Below are 18,759 nucleotides of genomic sequence, written 5' to 3'. Positions count from 1 at the left end.
AACGTTCTATGTTAATGAATATTTTATCTATAGGAAGTCAAGGTGGATGGACTGTTGCCATTGTAGGTTATTCCATTGTATTTATTGCATTGGTACTACTGGTAATTGTTTTTGTCAATCTGCCGAAACTCTTACATCTTAACTTAAGAAAAAAGTTGGTGAGAGAAGGTCGATCTAGCTCTGAGACTGATGATTTAAGCATCGAGGGGGGTGTTAATGCAGCCATTGCAATGGCCTTGCATATGCACCTTAACCAGAATCATGATGATGAAAGCAATATCATTACAATTAAAAAAGTTACTAAGAATTATTCTCCATGGAGTTCTAAGATTTATGGAGTAATGAATCAACCAAGATAAGCAAGATGAAGAAGTTCAAATTTACAATACGAGGGCAGGAATACGATGTTGAAATCAAAGATTTTGAAGGATCGAATGCCAAAATTGAAGTGAACGGAACGAGTTATGATGTTGATGTGCACATTGCAGATAAATCATCAAAAACTCCTCGATTGGTTCGCAAGCAGGTTGTTAACAAACCTGGTGAAGGTAGCATCAAAAAAAGTGGAGGTGGAGCTTCAACAGTTAAGGCACCACTTCCGGGTAGTATTATTAAAATTAACATTGCAGTTGGTGATTCTATCAACCCGGGAGATACTCTTTTGGTGATGGAGGCAATGAAAATGGAAAATAATGTGTTAGCCGAAAAAGGAGGAACCGTTAAAGCCATAAAGGTTGCAGTTGGCGATAGCGTACTTCAGGATGACGTACTAATTGAAATAGCATAACATCTCAAGAATAAAAGGCAAAAACTATATAATGAGAAAACTTTATTCATTGGTATTCTCAATGATTTTGGTAATGGGGTTAGCTTTTAACTCCATTGCTCAAAAATCATCGGATACCGCAGAAAAATTAACAACGGGAAAATGGGTTAATCATGAAGATGGTTATATTCCTAACCCGGTTGGAAATTCCGATATTACTGTAAAAAGATATAAAATTTTCGAATTCAAAAGTGATAATACATTTATCATGGATTCGGTAAAACAGCGTTTTACTGGTAAGTGGCAAGCAGAAGGAGAAAATGTAATTATAAAATTTAATCCGAAAACTGTAACTCATTTATCCAAAAATGTTGATCCTAACTCAGGTTCCAATAATTATCTTACAACCTCAGAAGTTCTCGATCTTGGTTCGCGTATAGCCAAAGTTGAAGGCGATTTTCTTAGGTTTACTAACTCTGATCTTGATTGTGAAAATAATTCAGGCGCGGTAGTTGGGTTAAAGAATTTTTACGAATTTACTGGGTTTGCAAATGTTACCGGGGGTAACTTGTTGATGGTATTGATCGGTTTGTTTTTTATCTTTTTAGCAATTAAATATGATTATGAGCCTTTATTGCTTATTCCAATAGGAATGGGGGTAATTATTGGTAACATCCCAATGTTTCAGGCAGTCGATTTTAATTTAAAATTAGGAATTTATGAGCCAGGGTCAGTAATGAATATACTTTATTCAGGAGTGGTTAATGGTTGGTATCCTCCATTAATTTTCCTTGGTATTGGTGCAATGACTGACTTTTCATCTTTAATTAGCAATCCAAGATTAATGATTTTGGGTGCTGCTGCACAAATTGGTATTTTTGTTACCTTTTTGGGTGCACTTTGGTTGGGCTTTGCTCCACCGGAAGCAGGAGCAATTGGAATTATTGGTGGTGCCGATGGACCTACAGCAATTTTCTTGTCGTCGAAACTGGCCAATGGAATGAATGTGATGGCTAATGGAGAAACTGTTAAAAATCTAATTGGACCTATCGCAATTGCAGCCTATTCGTATATGGCTTTGGTTCCGGTAATTCAACCTCCGATTATCAATTTGTTAACAACTAAGAAAGAGAGAAAAATTAAGATGAAGCCACCACGCGCGGTAAGTCGTCTTGAGAAAATAATTTTTCCTATCATTGGATTGTTGTTAACTGCATTTATTTCACCAACAGCATTGCCTCTTTTGGGGATGTTATTCTTTGGTAACTTACTAAAAGAATCAACTGTAACCAATCGTTTGGCTGATACGGCAAGTAATGCGTTAATTAATACAATTACAATTTTATTGGGAGTTACTGTTGGTGCTTCTACGCAGGCTGATGTTTTCTTAACTAAAGATTCGATCTTAATTTTCGGATTGGGTGCCGCTTCATTTATTGTAGCAACGGCTGGAGGAGTTATTTTTGCTAAAATAATGAATTGGCTTTCACCAAAAGATCGTCCTATTAACCCAATGATTGGAGCCGCAGGAGTATCGGCAGTGCCGGATAGTGCTCGTGTTGTTCAAACAATGGGGTTACAAAATGATCCAACCAATCACTTGTTGATGCATGCTATGGCACCTAATGTTTCCGGTGTTATTGGCTCGGCAGTGGCAGCTGGTATTTTATTGAGTTTCTTGATGTAATAAACATCAATACAGATATTGTAAAGGGTTGTCGGTTTCGACAACCCTTTTTTTTGTTTGTTCATGAACTTGAGTACTGTCATTTTTTTTTCACGTCTAAAATGTTATATTTATATACATTAATTGATCAGATGTAAAATGGTAATAAAAGGAGTGGTGGGAACTGATTATTTAGGTTCTTGCTTCTCCTTTTTTTCTTTGGAAATTTTGTCGATCTAAATCTCATTCATTATGGAACTTGGAGAACAAATTAGCAGGTCTGGAAATTGTGATTCTAATAGCAAAGGAGATTGTTGTATTAGTATTGAGTTAAAACAATCCGGAGGTGTAGATTTTGAATTGGAATCAAAGGTGAAAGTTTTCTACGGGAAATCAATCGAAAGGCTTTGCAGATCAATACTTGATTTCTTTTCAGTTGAGAATGCTGTTATTGCAGTTAAAGATAATGGGGCATTGCCTTATGTTATCGCAGCACGAATCGAGTCGGCAGTTAAACAATTAGTTGCTTCTGAAAAAGAATTTCTCTTCGATTTTCTCACAGATAATTTATATCAGTCAAATAAGGATCGGTTTCGGTTTTCCAGGCTGTATCTGCCCGGAAACACGCCATATATGATGATAAATGCAGGTCTTCATAAACCTAATGGTATTATCCTTGATTTGGAAGATGCTGTTGCTGTCTCTAAAAAGAATGAAGCAAGATATATCGTGAGAAATGCTTTGCGTTCTCAGAATTTCAACGGTGCAGAGAGAATGGTTCGAATTAATCAAGGAGAGTTAGGTATTGAGGATTTGGCCTTTATTGTGCCTCACAATGTACATGTAATTTTGGTGCCAAAATGTGAGTTTGCTGCTGATATTTATAAGATTGAAGAAGAAATCAGAAGAATTAAGAAACGCGAAGATTTGATACAGGATATTTTTTTGATGCCAATTATAGAAAGTGCTCTTGGTGTTGAAAATGCTTATGAAATTGCCGTTTCATCACACAATATTGTTGCGATGGCAATTGGTTTGGAAGATTATACGGCAGATTTGGGTGTTCAGCGAACCAATACGGGCACAGAATCATTGTATGCAAGAATGCGGGTTGTAAATGCTTGCCATGCAGCTAAAATACAGGCAATAGATTCTGTTTTTTCAGATGTAGGGGATATGGAGGCATTGGCTGAAAATGTAAAAAGGTCGAAATCATTGGGCTTTCAAGGGATGGGCTGTATTCATCCCAGGCAGATATCAGTAATACATGAAAATTTCGCACCAAATTGGAATGAAATCGAAAGGGCAAAGAAAATTGTGAATGCTTTTCATGAATCAGAGAAGAATGGGCTTGCAGTTGTATCTGTTGGAACAAAAATGGTTGATCCTCCTGTGGTAAAAAGGCAGTTAAAGGTACTTGAATTAGCAATTAATCTTGGAATACTATCAAAGGATTGGAGGAGCAAATATGTCGGTTAAATTGATTGAAAATGCTGTCGGACGAATGGTTCCGACAGAAATTAATGGTCAGAAAGCAATTCCTTATATGGGAATTGGAAAATTTATACCTAAGAAGAGAAAATATAATTCTTATATCTCTACCAATGCTGAGTTTCCTGCCGATGGTAATAAAAAAGTAAAGAACTTAAAAGAAGCCTTACAAAAAGCAGGTTTAGCTAATGGTATGAGGATTTCTACTCACCATCATTTTAGAGATGGAGACTTGTTGGCCAACATGGTGTTTGATATTGCGCATGAGATGGGGGTAAAGGATCTAATTTGGTTTCCGTCAGCATCATTTCCTTGCCATGAACATTTAATTCCATATTTGGAAGATGGTACTATTTCCCGTATTGAGGGAAGTATGAATGGCCCTTTAGGTAAATATTGTTCTGAAGGCAAAATGAAGGGTGTAGCTGTTTTGCGTTCTCATGGCGGAAGGTATCAGGCTATTCAGGATGGAGAAGTTCATATTGATATTGCCGTTATTGGTGCCGCTTGTGCTGATCCTTTTGGAAATGCAAATGGACTTAACGGTAAGTCAGCTTCGGGTTTACTCGGATTTGCTTTGGCTGATTCTCAGTTTGCAGATAAGGTAATTGTTGCTACGGATAATATGGTCGCTTTCCCTTGTGTACCATGGCAAATTCAAGGAAATTACGTCGATTTTACTGTTGAAATGGATCAAATAGGTATTCCAGAAAAAATCCTTTCAGGAACAACGCAAATTACCAAAAGTCCGGATCGTTTATTAATAGCAGAATTGACTGCACGATTTTGTGAGGAAGCAGGAATCATTAGGGATGGATTTTCGTTTCAGGCTGGTGCAGGAGGAACGTCGCTTGCCATTGGTAAATTTTTTGGCAGGATCATGAAAGAGAAAGGTATAAAAGCCAGGTTTGCCAGAGGTGGCAGTAACAAATACTTGGTTCAGATGCTTGAAGAAGGTCTTGTAGAATACATATTGGATGGTCAGACTTTCGATTTGGAAGGAGTGAGATCTATGCGGGAAAATTCAAATCATGTGTGGACCAGTCCTTTTACAAGTTACAACTATCACAGCAAAGGGAATTTTGCAGGAATGGTTGATGTTGCAATCTTAGGGGCTACTGAGGTGGATGTTAATTTTAATGCAAATGTAGTTACACATTCGGATGGTTATTTGCTGCATGGCATCGGTGGTTGGCAAAATTGTTTGTTTAGTAAGACTGTCATTTTACCCATACCGCTTTTCCGAAATAGAATTCCGGTTGTTAGGGATGAAGTAACAACCATTTGTGGTCCGGGTGAATTAATAGATGTTATTATAACCGAAAGGGGAATTGCAATTAACCCTTTGCGTAAAGATCTGTTTAGAAAGTTGAAGGAAAGTAATTTGCCTATTAAATCTATCCACGAATTAAAAAAGGAAGCAGAAGAAATATGCGGTATTATGGAAAAATGTGTTTTATCCGACGAGATTGTAGCGGCTATAAAATGGGTTGATGGAACCGTTATTGATGTTGTGAGAAAGGTTTTATAGGAAGAAATATTAAGTCCAAAAAAGAAGCTTCGGGATTTCCGAAGCTTTACTATTTACCAAAGTTTAAATTTACTTTGTGTTGAATTTTCTACTTTCGCTGCAATTTTAGGAACTTCAATATCTAATATGCTGTTGATGTAACTAATACATTTCCCGCAACCGGTATTAGCTCCGGTGTACCTTCTTATTTCTTCAATTGTAGTTGAATTTCTCTCATGAATTGCCTTATCTATGGTTTTTCTGTCTACCATCTGACAGTTACAAACTATATCCCTCATTGTTTTTTGCTCTTTTAATAAAAATCTGCTGTAAATATATACATTATTCAATTTAAACCATCAAGCCCGAGAGTGTTATTTTAAATGATTCTAGATAAGATTGAAGAGGAATGGTTTGTTACAGCTGATTTTCAAGGTATATTTTCATCTGCCTGTACATGTCAATTACAAGATCTTTTTTAGGTAAAGTTTCGAATATTTGTTTTAAGTAAGTTTTTTCACTTACTATTTTAAAGCTCTTTTTATACTTCAGGTCAAAAATTAAAGACATCTGATAAAGCTTTAGATCGTTGAGTGTAAGTACATCTTTAAAGTCAACATGTTTTTCGTCAATAATGCATTGATAAAGCTTTTTAGAAATTTCCGGTTTATCCGATAATTCCATTTCGAGTCTTTTATTACTACCCTGTTTGTTGTTTGAATAATAATCAGAGACAACATGAAGTATATCTATTTTATCGGCATCTCTTAAAATTTGAACAAAAGGCAAAAGCTTAGGATCAATTGATTTTGGAATAAGTGATTCATTGTGGTTTCTAATACTTTCAATTACCACATTCGTTTCTTCCTCTGTAAGCTCCGATAGAATATTGTTTTCGGTGATGGTTGAAATTCCGAGTTGGATATGATTTATTTCTTCTGTGTCGGAGAATGTACCAAATTTTGTCAATTGTTCAAATCTACCAACATCATGTAACAATGCAGAGATTTGCGCCAAAATTACATCAGACTCATCTAAACCTGATTCTTCACCAAGTTCCTTAATTAAATTAGCTACACGAAATGAATGATTTCGTTTCAAATTAATATTAGACTTAATCTCTTCGATTTCATTTTCAAAACCTGCAACATAGCTGTTAAACCATGTTTCTATACTATTGTAGACTTCTTGCTTCACTTCTTAGTCATTAAAAATTGCCCACAAAACTACTCTTTTTATCTAATTTTGGAAAGGAATTTGGAGAGTATTGGTTTGTGAAAAATTAACACATATAAGACTACTTGATCAATGTGTTGTATTTCGCTGTCAATGGATTCTAATTAAAGATGAAACAGGTTTAATGATCGGATACAAAATATGAGAATGATAGACATTAGTATCCATCTAATGAAATTGGCACCCCAATTTACGGCAAAGTGAGACGCTGTATAACCACCAAATACATTACCTATAGCTGCAATGGCACCAATACCATAATGTATTTGATCATTCATCATGAAAACGATCAAAGCAAAGGGACTGTACAGTAAAACAATAAATACTTTTAAGGCATTTGCTTTAATCAGGTCGTAACCCATTTCCAGAACCAATATACCTATTAAAAAAATCCCTACTCCGATATGAATAAATCCACCATATATCCCAATTATAAAGAAGATTGCGAATTGCTTGAATCCAAATTTTTTATTTTGAAGAATTTTAGAACCGGCAAGCCATCGATTTGGTTTGAAAAACAGTAAGCCCCCCATTATTAGCATCACTCCAGCTATTAATATCTCAAATAGATCCTTGTTAATACTTATAGCAATTTGCGCTCCTAAAACAGATCCAAGAACTGTAGGTAAGGCTGGAAGAACTCCCTTTTTTAGTTCTAAAACATTTTGTTTTTTGAAATTATAAGTGGCAGCAAGTGTTTGCATAATCACACCAAATCGAATTGTTCCATTGGCCAGTGGAGCCGAGAGGCCTAAAAACATAAATAGGGAATAGGAGATTACGGTTCCACTTCCAGCAATTGTATTAATAAAACCCACCATAAATCCTGCCAGCAAAAGTAAACATATAATGGGAAAGGAGTAAATGTCCATTTCGTGAAGGTTAGCAAATAGTTCAGTCATGCCACTTGTTCTATAATAAATGGATTAATTGATTGAAGGTATAAAAAAAACGGCAATTCTGAATTCAGAATTGCCGTTATATGGTGTTGAAGAGGATAGATCTCTTTTACTTTACAGGAGCGTTTTTGAGGATATCAAGAAGGTGTTTCCAAAACTTATCTACCGTTTCAATATTAATTTTTTCATCAGGAGAATGTACATCTCTGAGTGTAGGGCCAAATGAAATCATATCCATATTTGGATATTTCTCAAGAAAAAGGCCGCATTCAAGCCCTGCATGAATAGAACGGACAACAGGATCAATTCCAAAGAGTTTTTTGTAGGAATCTACAGCAACAGTTAGTATTTCTGATGAGGGGTTTGGAGCCCAGCCCGGATATCCATCAGAATGTACTATTTTTGCATTTGCCATAGTCAGACAAGTGCCGACCATTTGAGCGATATTGTATTTTTCACTATCCACATCACTTCTTTGCGATGTGGTAATTTGAATTTTATTGTCGTCCGAAAATTTAACAGATGCCAAGTTTGTTGAAGTTTCAACCATTCCAGGCATTTTCGAACTCATGGAAAAAACTCCGTGCGGACACGCGTAAATTGCATCCATTAGGTTTGAAGAGCTTTCTTCATCAATAACAAATGTTGGTTTGTCGGTAGATTCAAGAGAGATTTTTAACTTAGGCTCAGTCATTTTCCAAACCTCTTCCATTTCTGACGCATAAATATTCAAATCAACTCGAACATTCTCTTTGAACTCAGAAGGTAGCGTAATAATAGCGTAGGCCTCACGGGGAATAGCATTTCTTAAATTGCCACCTTCAAAACAGGCAATACGAATACCATATTTCTTATTTATTTGCCAAAGAAAACGATTCAAAATTTTGTTTGAATTACCACGACCTTTATTAATTTCATCACCTGAATGTCCTCCAAGAAGACCTTTTACATCAATTCGTACTGAAAAATGCCCATTTGGAACATCTTCCTTGGTATACTCTATTGTTGCCAGGGTATCAATACCTCCGGCACAGCCAATAAATATTTCACCTTCATCTTCAGAATCAAGATTTAATAGTATTTCTCCATTAAAAAAGCCTGATTGCAGGGCAAATGCACCAGATAGCCCTGTTTCCTCATCTACAGTAAAGAGACATTCAATAGGCCCATGTTCAATATTGCTTGAGGTCAGAAGTGCCATTTCTGCAGCCATTCCGATGCCATCATCGGCACCTAGTGTTGTTCCTTTTGCTTTTACCCATCCATTATCAATCAAGGGAATTATAGGATCCTTATTAAAATCATGAACTGTTTCATTGTTTTTTTCGCAAACCATATCCATATGTGATTGTAAAACAATCGTCTTTAGGTTTTCTTTTCCAGGAGTAGCAGGTTTGCTGATTAACACATTTCCAATCTGGTCTCTCTTTGTTTGTAAGTTGTGCCTTTTGCCAAACTCCATCAAAAAGTCGATTATTCGATCTTCTTTTTTTGAAGGTCTTGGAACTTGACAAATATCTTCGAAATATTTCCAAATTTCCGTAGGCTGTAATTCTGCGAGTATTTTTTTCATGTTGTTTAATTTTTCACCAAATGTAGCAAATTATGAATTTTGTTGAGGAATGTCATTCAATTTTTCGAGAATACACATTTTATGTTTTTTTTAATACCCCTTCATCTGATATGATACCATGTGTGGTTTATGTGTGTTTTTAATCAGGTTGATTGTTATATTTTGGGGGTGTCGGCTAAAATTTTGAGTTTATCATGTTGTTTTCAAAAAAAAACATATTTTTTTTATTTTTTTTGAATTTAATATGTTGTATCCTTTTTTTATAAGCTATAGTGTTGATTTTTAAAAGTAAATAGACAACACTTCCAATTGAATTATTTACGTAACTCCCCGAGAAACACATTAAAACATGACATAAGTCATAACTTGATCAAGTGTTAAAAGTGTGTTAATTTTTGTTAAAAGCTTTTTTAATACTATTTTTAGGATCTAGAATTACCATTAACCATTTTGCATCTTTACTTAATTACTAACTAAAAAGTTTTTTTATGAAAAAAATGATTGGACTATTTGCATTACTCATTTTTATGGGAATGCAATTAGTAAATGCGCAAAGCAAGCAGATTTCTGGTATTATTACCAGTGCTGAAGATGGTCTGGGCATGCCCGGAGTATCCGTTGTTTTAAAAGGTACTACAATTGGTGCCAGTACTGATATTGACGGACGATATTCCTTGGAAGCTAAATCAACAGATGTATTGTTGATTAGCTTTGTTGGTATGGTTACCCAGGAAATTAAAGTTGGTGACAAAACTGTCATTAACGTTGTGATGGAAACTGAATCTATTGGTATGGATGAGGTTGTTGTTACAGCTTTAGGTGTAACACGTGAAAAAAAATCACTTGGTTACGCTGTAACAGAAATTGGTGGCGATTTGGTAAATGAAACTAAGGAAACCAATATCGTAAATTCTTTGTCTGGAAAAGTGGCCGGAGTTCAGATTCGTCAGGCAAATACAATGGGGGGATCTGCAAATATTCTAATTCGTGGTACAGCATCCCTAATGGGGAATAATCAAGCTCTTTTTGTTGTTGATGGAACTCCAATGGATAATAGTAATATAAATACTGCTGACCAGACAAGTGGTTGGGGCGGATATGATTACGGTAATGCTGCATCGGATATTAATCCGGAAGATATTGAGTCAGTTTCAGTACTGAAAGGTGCTGCAGCATCGGCTCTATATGGATCGAGAGCTGCCAATGGTGTTATCTTGATAACTACGAAAAAAGGATCCAAGAGAAAAAAAGGACTTGGTGTTACTGTAAATACAGGTATTACCTATAGTACTATCAATAAGGAAACGATGCCTGAGTATCAATATGAATACGGTGCAGGTTATGCTGATTATTGGAGTGAAGGTGACTTTAATGGTGTGACAAAAACGGTTGTGAACACTGCAGATGATGCATCTTGGGGACCTAAATTTGATCCGAATTTGCAGGTAGTACATTGGGATGCCTTAGATCCTACAACAGCAAACTATGGAGAGACACGTCCTTGGGTAGCTCCTAAAAGTAAAGTATACGACTTTTTTGAAACAGGTATAAAGTATGTGAATAGTGTTGCTCTTGAAGGAGCAAATGATGTGTCTAATTTTAGATTGTCATTTACTAATTCTGATGAAACTGGAATATTACCTAATAGTTCGATTAAAAAGAACTCAGTTTCATTAAATTCAAGTCTTAAATTGTCGGATAAACTGAAAGTTAGTGCTAGTGCCAACTATGTAAACACTAAAGGGTTAGGTAGATATGGAACAGGTTATGATGACAATAATCCTATGCAAAACTTTGCACAGTGGTTCGAGACAAATCTTGATTTTAAAAGGTTGAAAAATTTCTATAAAAATTCATTGGGAGAACATAGAACATGGAATGCAAATGCTGCTGATGATTTGAGTGCTGCATATGCAAATAACCCATACTGGACTCGTTATGAGAATTACGAAGATGATGAAAGAAATAGGTTATTTGGGTTTGTTTCTTTAGATTATGAGTTAAATGATATGTTTTCTTTGACTTTTAAATCATCTCTTGATTTTTATCATGAGAGACAAAATGAACGAGTAGCTGAAGGAAGTCATGCTCAATCTTATTTCTCTACACGTGATAGAACTTATTCTGAATGGAATAATGATTTGATGTTGAAATTTAAAAAGAGAGTGAATGATTTTAATTTCACGGGATTGATTGGGGTAAATTACCGCAAGAATACAATTCAATCGATTTTTGCAGAAACATCTGGAGGTCTTGTTATTCCTGGACTTTATACAGTTGATAATACCAGAACTGAAAAAGCTGCAAATGAAACTCTTCGGGTTCGAGATATGAATAGTGGATATGCTAGTTTTTCTGCTGGTTATAAGAATTTTGCTTATTTGGAAGCATCAATTAGAGTTGATGAATCGTCCACTTTACCAAATGATGAAAATCTTTATAGTTATCCAGCGGTTTCAGCTAGTTTGATTCTCTCGGAATTGGATGGGATCAAAGATTTAACTTTTCTATCTTTTGCTAAATTAAGAGCCAATTATGCTGAAGTTGGAAATGATACTGATCCGTACAATGTTATTACTACTTATGATCGTTACTCTAATTGGGGTACACAAGGTTCGTATTCTGTAAATGATGTTTTGAAAAATTCGAATCTAAAATCGGAAAGAACTGAGAGTACTGAAATTGGTTTAGAGGCAAACTTTTTCGATAGTCGATTTGGTTTTGATATTGCATTCTATAAATCAAACTCTTTTGATCAAATTATGGATGTTAATGTTTCAAGAGCGAGTGGTTATTCCCGTGCTTTTGTTAACGCTGGTGAAATTGAGAATAAAGGTATTGAATTGGGACTAAAATTGTCTCCAGTTAAAACGAATGATTTTAGTTGGGATATTGACATCAATTGGGCAAAAAATAAGAATAAGGTTATTAGCCTTTATGATGGAGTTGATAATATTCTGATTACTTCAGCTTGGGACATATCTTTAAATGCGAAAGTGGGACAACCATTTGGTGTTTTGAAAGGAACTAATTATGTATTAACTAATGGTAAAAGAACTGTTGATTCAGATGGATACTATCAAAAAACAGATGAAGAAGAGGTAATTGGTAGTATTCAACCTGATTGGACTGGAGGAATTTCTAATACGATTTCGTATAAAGGTTTTACATTAAGAGCTTTAGTGGATATTCAGAAGGGTGGTGATATTTATTCTGTAGATAATAAATACGGTTTATCTACTGGTCTATATAAAGAAACTGCCGGCTTAAATTCCAAAGGAAATCCTAAGCGTGATGCAGTAGCTGACGGCGGTGGTGTTTTGCATGCAGAAGCAGTTAATGCAGATGGATCTCCTAACACTACATTTGCAGAAGCTGGAGAATGGGGGGAAGATTATGATTATGATATTTCTCCAACTTCAAGATACGTTTTTGATGCTTCATATGTTAAATTGAGAGAGATTGCTTTATCTTATTCATTACCAAAAAATCTTTTGAGTAAAACCTTTTTAAATAAGGTTGTGGTTTCTGCTGTAGGTAGAAATCTATGGATTATAGATAAAAATACTCCTGGTTTCGATCCTGAAACTGGACAAAGTTCTGGTAATAAACAAGGAATATCAAATGGTTCCTATCCAACTACTAAAACTTATGGATTCAATGTCACTTTAGGATTTTAACTTTAAAGAAAAAAAAGATGAAAAAGATTATATATTTATTATTGGGAATTGTTTCTCTTATAGGGATAGTTTCTTGTGATTTAGAGGATAATATTGATCCAAAGAATCCTAGTGAGGTTTCTGTGGACGCCTTATTAACAACTGCAGAGATTGCATTTGTAGATCAGTATAATAATATGAGTGTTAATAGAAATATCTCTAGACTTTTAGCTCAATATTGGATGCAAAGAACCTATCCAAATGAAAGTAGATATAATTTCTTGGATCGTGGTATACCAGATACGTTTTGGGCGGAATTTTATCGAGATGTTTTAATGGATCTTGAAACAGCTAAAAAGATTATTGATGAAAAAGGTTTTACCGGAGCTAATGCTTTAAAGGCTAAAAACCAAATTGCAATAATGGAAATTTTAGAGGTTTATACTTTTACAATCCTTACTGAAACATTTGGGAATATTCCATATTCTGAAGCTTTTTTAGGTCGAGAGAATACTACCCCTAAGTATGATGATGCCTCAACTGTTTACGCTGATTTATTAGTACGTTTAAATAAAGCAATTTCTGATTTAGATTCTAATAACGGTACATTTGGAGCGGCGGATTTGTTATTTGACGGTGATGTTGATAGTTGGATGAAACTTGCAAATTCGTTAAAATTAAGAATGGGTATGCGTATGGCGGATGTGCCAAGCTTTAACTCGAAAACTGTTGTAGAAGAAGCGGTTGCAGGTGGTGTGTATTCAGCTGATTTAGAAGGGGCATTCTTCGGCTATATTGGATCGGTTCCTTATCAGAATACTATCTATGAGGGATTTATTGTGGACGCGCGAAAAGATTATATCCCATCTGAAACATTGATCGATATAATGAATGCAGTTAATGATCCACGCTTGCCATATTTATTTACGGAAAAAGATGGAGCTTATGTGGGGAAACCATATGGAATTACAGCTAGTAGTAGTTATGGTGCACACTCTCATTTTTCAGAAACATTTTTTGATCCGAAGTTAGAAGTTATTTTAGCGGATTATTCAGAAATGGAGTTCTTTTTAGCTGAAGCTGTAGAGAGAGGTTACGCAGTTGGTGGAACCGCAGAATCTCACTATAATAATGCGATAACTGCTAATATTCTGTATTATGCTAATCTTACTGGTGCAGATGCTTCAGCGGCAGTAATTGCAGCTACGGATTATCTTGCTCAACCTGAAGTTGCTTATACTACAGCAACTGGTACTTGGCAACAAAAAATTGGCACTCAAAAGTGGATTGCTATGTATAATAGGGGAATTGAAGGATGGTCAGAATGGAGACGTCTTGATTTTCCTATCTTAGCTATTCCTACAGGTAAGACTTATGCAGATATTCCTGTTCGTTATCCTTATCCTTTTGATGAGAATGAAATGAATGAAGATAATTATAATGCAGCAGCAGCTGCAATTGGAGGAGATGAAGTATCCACTCGACTTTGGTGGGATATAAAGTAATTTAGGTTAGAATTTTAAAAGAGTCGAACTTTTGTTCGACTCTTTTTTTATGTTATTGCTTGAGTGTATTATTTTCAGTCATCTCAATTTATTAAGAGTTATGTCATAATGTAAGGATAAAGGATTTTTTCCAAATGAATTTATTGATTACAACTCATAAGAAACTCCAAATATAAAATTCCTGCTACCAGCACTAATTCCAGATGAATAAGGTCGGTATCGCTTATTTAAGATGTTTTCCACACTTATATTAGCAATAAGCTTTTTGCTTATTCTAATTTCATTGTTAAAGCTTACAATCATCCAGGAAGGGGAGTAGGGCATTCCATTTTTGTCTTTTGCATACAAATAGGCTTTGTCTCTTTCTGTATCAGCAAGATTCTTATAACTGATTTCATCATTAAATTCAAGGCTTAGTTTTGATGTTAAGTGTTTCGAATTATAGGTTAACGACGTATTTCCAAATAATGGAGGAACATGTCGTACAGGGGTGCCATCTTTGTATTTCCCTTTTGTAATCGTAAAACTTGTATTGGCTGAAAAATGATCAGTTAACTTCAAAATTGCACTGAAGTTACCTCCCCATATCTTTGCATTATCTGCATTTACGATGGCTTGAATTGAGCTTTCCTCGCCGTCATAAATTAGATTAGTTTGTCCGTTGTACGAAAATTCTTTCCTAACCATGGCCTTATCTAAGAAGGAGTAGAATCCATTTAAGTCAAGGAACAAGGTGTTGAAAAAATTTTTGCTCAGGTTTACTTCAAAATTATATACTGTTTCAGGTTTTAAATTCTTGTTCGGAACAACAACTTTTCCTGGTTCCGAATCAAACACTTTTGCAACATCATCAATATTTGGAGTTCTGAATCCTGATGTAGCATTTATTTTGAGCGACCATCCTTTATTGGATAAATGACTTATACCGATACCACCATTTACTGCACCAGAGGAAAGATTTAAGTTATCGAAAGGAAAATTGTAAAAGCGATTGTCCAGATTAGATGTTATCCAAACATGAGAATATCGTATTCCTGTATTTAGTATCCATTTTGAGTTTAATTTCCATTTTAAGTTGGAGTAGAATGCCAAACTGGTATACTTGGAATTATCAGGGTAACGACTTGATGTTTCTAACTTTTCATTGGAAAAAATATTCGTGTTATTTCCGTAAGAATTTAGTCGGTTGTGAGTCCATTCACTCCCATAAAACAATTGAGAGAATGAATTTATTTGCTTTTCAGCATCAGCATTTACGGAATATATTTTAAGATTCTCTTCTCTGTTAGTCAGTGTTGAAGAATTGAATTTCCTACTATTTCTACTTTCCTGATAGTTTTGATATCCAGCTATTACTTTAAAAGAATTATATAGAAATGTTGGTTTGGAATTATTAATTTTTAAAGAATGCAATTGAAGTTTTTGAGGGCCGTAATACCATTCAGCATATTTTAACTGACCACCTGAATATTGTATTAATCTGTCGTATCTCGGAATGTTTGATGTTTCGGAATGTTGAAAATTGTATTGAAAATCCATTGTTTCTGAAGCTTTGAAACGTATTTTTTGCAATACATTGATCTGGGAATAGCCACTGCGTTTTTGATTTTCAGAATTTGGATTTTGGATTACTTCATCTGTGTCATTTCTGCTGATAACATATTGAGGTCGCAAGTAATCATCCGGACCGTGTTTTCCCATTTTTAGATCCGAGAAATCAGAATAGCTAACACTACCTGCTAAACTCAATTTGTAAGTTCCAAAATTGTATTTGCCATGATTCATTACTTCATTATTAGCAGATGAATATCTGGATTTGAACGAGAAGTTAATATTGGGGACTTCAGAAGTTGAAAGACGCGGTTTAATCGTGTGAAAATCCATTACGCCGCCAATTGCATCACTTCCATAAATAATAGAGCCTGGTCCCAAAATTACTTCAGCCGATTCAAGACTGTTTGGATCAATATTGAGTACATTTTGAAGGTTACCACTTCTGTAAATGGCATTGTTGAGACGGATACCATCCAATACAATGAGAACTCTGTTGGTCGCAAATCCTCTGATCATTGGACTGCCTCCTCCTAATTGGCTTTTTTGAATATAAACCTGATTACATTCCTTTAATAAATCTGCACTGGTTTGAGATGTACTTTGTTTTATCTGGTCTTTGTTTATTTGTATCACCTTTATTGGTATCTCACTACTATTCTCTTCCCATTTATTAGCAGATACCACGACCTCGGATATTGGGAATATGTTGGATTGTAAGGAGATAATAAATAATTTATTTTCTATTTCTGAAAAAGTAAACTGAAGATTTTTATAAGAAGGATGTTGAAAGTGAATAAGTTTGTTTTTTGAGAAGCCAGCCAAGCTTGCTTCTCCCATGTTGTTTGTTATTATTGATTTTTCCGAATCAAATATGTATACATTTTCTATTGGTTTGTGAGTTTTCGAATCGGTAAGTTTAACTGTTTGAGCAAATGTGCTCATATTGTAGAGAAGTGAAATAATTATACAAAGAAATAGACGGATCATTTGTGTATGATTTTCAGGATTTAGTTTAAAATTCAAATATATGATAAATATTTCATCTGCGGAATGGAAATAAAAAAAGGCATCTTTATGATGCCTTTTTTTATAAAAAATGAGAATTAATTACTCGAAATAATAACTTTTTCACCCTGATCGTAAACGAGATCTTTAGGAACTTTAGCCCTTTGAATTCGATATAAGTCCTGTAATAGTTCATTATGAATAAACCCCTTTGTTTTAATTAGCTGATTAGCTGTTTCATAATCACCATTTCCTTCTATTTCAAGAACTAATTTTGATAATGATTCTATGGCCTTTTTCATTTTGTAAAAATTAACCTTGTAAGTGCCACTCTTTGGGTTGTATTTAAAGGCCTCATTTTCTTCGAAATAGTAAAATCGAATCATATTGGCAACCCCTTGCGAATCCTTCACTCCAAAACGAATAGATCTAAATACATCAGCCATATAGGTAACGTAATTATCCATTAGTTCAACATCATCAATTTGCCCCATATCAGTTAGTTGTCCAAGAAAAAACATTCGAAGCACATCATTTTTCACTTCATTTATTACATTGTAATGTTCTTTTAAAGCTTCTTTTACGCTTCCTTTCCCATTTATAGTTTGTGAGATTCCAAGTCCATCACTTATTTCGTAAAAAATTGTGTTTAAAAAAAATGACTTAAATGAAACATGCTTGCGCTGTTTTTCTTCGATAACTAAATTCGTGATCGGTTGAAGAATTTGTTCAAATTTGGCTTGCATTACATTCTTGAAATGTAATTTTTTAGCACTGGTAGTTATACTGTTGCCAATAGGAAGGTTCAACCCAATTAGTTTATTACCAGCATTACAATAACCCGAATTGTATAAAACATCATAAATTACTATTTCTGCCGATTCGGAGGGTGTTTCATTTTTATATTCATCAGAAACAGGAAGGCTTTTTTGTAAATAAGGAAGTAGTAAAGAGTATTTCTCAACATCCTTGGTCCATTGTATATTTCTTAACAAAATAAATGCACCGTAGGAATATTTTGTCCAGATAAAATGATCTTCAGTATTCGAAATAGGTCCTGCAATAAAATCAATTGGATTGGTTTTCAGATTCATCCACAAATGATCACTTTTCTCGAAATTATCTGAAAGTAAATCTTCAGCACGTTGCAAAAGGTATTCCTTAAAATCTTTAGTTTCGCAGAGCTCTGCAGCACTTTGTAAGGCTGAAACAGCATTATTTATGTGACTTTGATAAGCTATGTGGTAAGGTAACACCTTTAGCAATCCATTTTCGGTACGGGTTAATGTTGTGTATGCGCTGTATTTATTGTCATTTTTTAAAGAGAAGAATTCTTCCTGAGTTATATCGTCAGGAAAAAAACCAATTCCTAAGGGACGAGGAGGAAAATCATCGGTGAAGGGAGCAAATCCATCTAAACGATCCCATGGACCATAATTGATCATTGCATACTCCCTCATGTCTGGATCAGTAATCTTATTTAAAAGTTGATTTTTATCACCATATGCCTGCAACCAATAAATTTCATCAATTTCATTTGATACTCTTATTAATTGAGAAAATAGTTTTATTTGATTTGCAGTGAGATTGCTTAAATCGGCAGAGAGTTGAACTTTTACATAGTTTGCCAATTTCCGTTTCATTACAGAGTCGTATTTTTCTTTCTCTTCAGTTTTTTTATTGGGTTGGCAGGAAAAAGCAAATACGATCGAAATGATGAATCCAAATAAAATTATCAGTTTCCGATTCATAACAATAAGGGTTTGAATTTAAAATACTGTGATTAGCTTATATTAATTTTATGCTTCCTTAACAAGTGAATATGGATAAGTCGTTTGAAAACGATTTGAAGAATACTCTTAGTCATAAGTTACAAAAAAATGAATAGGAAAAAA

Annotated in this window: 13 protein-coding genes; 7 read left to right on the top strand and 6 right to left on the bottom strand. The window is 34.7% G+C overall.

The features are described 5' to 3' along the window. Positions 1-14 precede the first annotated feature (14 nt). The 5 genes from ACY0M5_RS18145 to ACY0M5_RS18125 all read left to right on the top strand — a co-directional run bounded on the left by ACY0M5_RS18145 (position 15) and on the right by ACY0M5_RS18125 (position 5,454). Positions 15-359 carry an OadG family protein gene (locus tag ACY0M5_RS18145; protein WP_461630146.1) on the top strand — a complete coding sequence of 115 codons (345 nt, stop codon included), beginning with the start codon at positions 15-17 and terminating at the stop codon, positions 357-359. Positions 360-364: 5 nt separating this feature from the next. Beyond that, entirely contained in the window at positions 365-787 is a 423-nt protein-coding gene (locus ACY0M5_RS18140; protein WP_156196335.1) for a biotin/lipoyl-containing protein, read from the top strand. A gap of 31 nt (positions 788-818) precedes the next feature. After that, positions 819-2,453, top strand: a complete 1,635-nt coding sequence (locus ACY0M5_RS18135; protein ID WP_231610687.1) for a sodium ion-translocating decarboxylase subunit beta — start codon at positions 819-821, stop codon at positions 2,451-2,453. A gap of 231 nt (positions 2,454-2,684) precedes the next feature. Beyond that, positions 2,685-3,911, top strand: coding sequence for an aldolase/citrate lyase family protein (locus ACY0M5_RS18130; protein WP_461630145.1), 1,227 nt, complete (start codon positions 2,685-2,687; stop codon positions 3,909-3,911). Further along, a complete protein-coding gene (locus ACY0M5_RS18125; protein ID WP_461630144.1) occupies positions 3,868-5,454 on the top strand; it encodes a citrate lyase subunit alpha in 1,587 nt (528 codons plus the stop codon). The genes ACY0M5_RS18130 and ACY0M5_RS18125 overlap by 44 nt, the downstream gene beginning before the upstream one ends. Before the next feature lie 53 nt (positions 5,455-5,507). Here ACY0M5_RS18125 and ACY0M5_RS18120 read toward each other — a convergent pair whose 3' ends face one another. From ACY0M5_RS18120 to ACY0M5_RS18105, 4 genes are all read right to left on the bottom strand, one after another. Continuing rightward, on the bottom strand, positions 5,508-5,732 hold the full coding sequence (locus ACY0M5_RS18120; protein WP_156196332.1) for a (2Fe-2S)-binding protein: 225 nt from the start codon (positions 5,730-5,732) through the stop codon (positions 5,508-5,510). Between the two features lie 118 nt (positions 5,733-5,850). Further along, positions 5,851-6,630, bottom strand: a complete 780-nt coding sequence (locus tag ACY0M5_RS18115; protein ID WP_124991160.1) for an HD domain-containing protein — start codon at positions 6,628-6,630, stop codon at positions 5,851-5,853. Positions 6,631-6,773: 143 nt separating this feature from the next. Beyond that, complete coding sequence (locus ACY0M5_RS18110; RefSeq protein ID WP_124991159.1) at positions 6,774-7,571, bottom strand: sulfite exporter TauE/SafE family protein; 798 nt, start codon at positions 7,569-7,571, stop codon at positions 6,774-6,776. A gap of 106 nt (positions 7,572-7,677) precedes the next feature. Further along, the gene (locus ACY0M5_RS18105) at positions 7,678-9,141 is read right to left on the bottom strand and encodes an aminoacyl-histidine dipeptidase (RefSeq protein WP_461630143.1); all 1,464 of its coding nucleotides are present in this window, start codon (positions 9,139-9,141) and stop codon (positions 7,678-7,680) included. Positions 9,142-9,629: 488 nt separating this feature from the next. Here ACY0M5_RS18105 and ACY0M5_RS18100 point away from each other — a divergent pair, with 488 nt between their 5' ends. Both ACY0M5_RS18100 and ACY0M5_RS18095 read left to right on the top strand, forming a co-directional pair. After that, positions 9,630-12,821, top strand: a complete 3,192-nt coding sequence (locus ACY0M5_RS18100) for a SusC/RagA family TonB-linked outer membrane protein (protein WP_461630142.1) — start codon at positions 9,630-9,632, stop codon at positions 12,819-12,821. 17 nt (positions 12,822-12,838) lie between these two features. Next, positions 12,839-14,305 (top strand): SusD/RagB family nutrient-binding outer membrane lipoprotein, encoded by a 1,467-nt coding sequence (locus ACY0M5_RS18095; RefSeq protein ID WP_461630141.1) that lies wholly within the window; start codon positions 12,839-12,841, stop codon positions 14,303-14,305. A gap of 147 nt (positions 14,306-14,452) precedes the next feature. On the opposite strand, the gene ACY0M5_RS18090 is transcribed toward ACY0M5_RS18095, so the two are convergent. Together ACY0M5_RS18090 and ACY0M5_RS18085 are read right to left on the bottom strand one after the other, a co-directional pair. Then, positions 14,453-16,801 (bottom strand): TonB-dependent receptor, encoded by a 2,349-nt coding sequence (locus ACY0M5_RS18090; RefSeq protein WP_461630140.1) that lies wholly within the window; start codon positions 16,799-16,801, stop codon positions 14,453-14,455. Between the two features lie 161 nt (positions 16,802-16,962). After that, positions 16,963-18,615, bottom strand: coding sequence for a dipeptidyl-peptidase 3 family protein (locus ACY0M5_RS18085; protein ID WP_461630139.1), 1,653 nt, complete (start codon positions 18,613-18,615; stop codon positions 16,963-16,965). Between the last annotated feature and the right edge of the window lie 144 nt (positions 18,616-18,759).

This window comes from Labilibaculum euxinicum (assembly GCF_963678175.1).
Taxonomy (GTDB): Bacteria; Bacteroidota; Bacteroidia; order Bacteroidales; family Marinifilaceae; genus Labilibaculum; species Labilibaculum euxinus.
The sequence above is the reverse complement of the archived record's forward strand: the minus strand, read 5'-3'. Positions and strand labels throughout refer to the sequence as shown.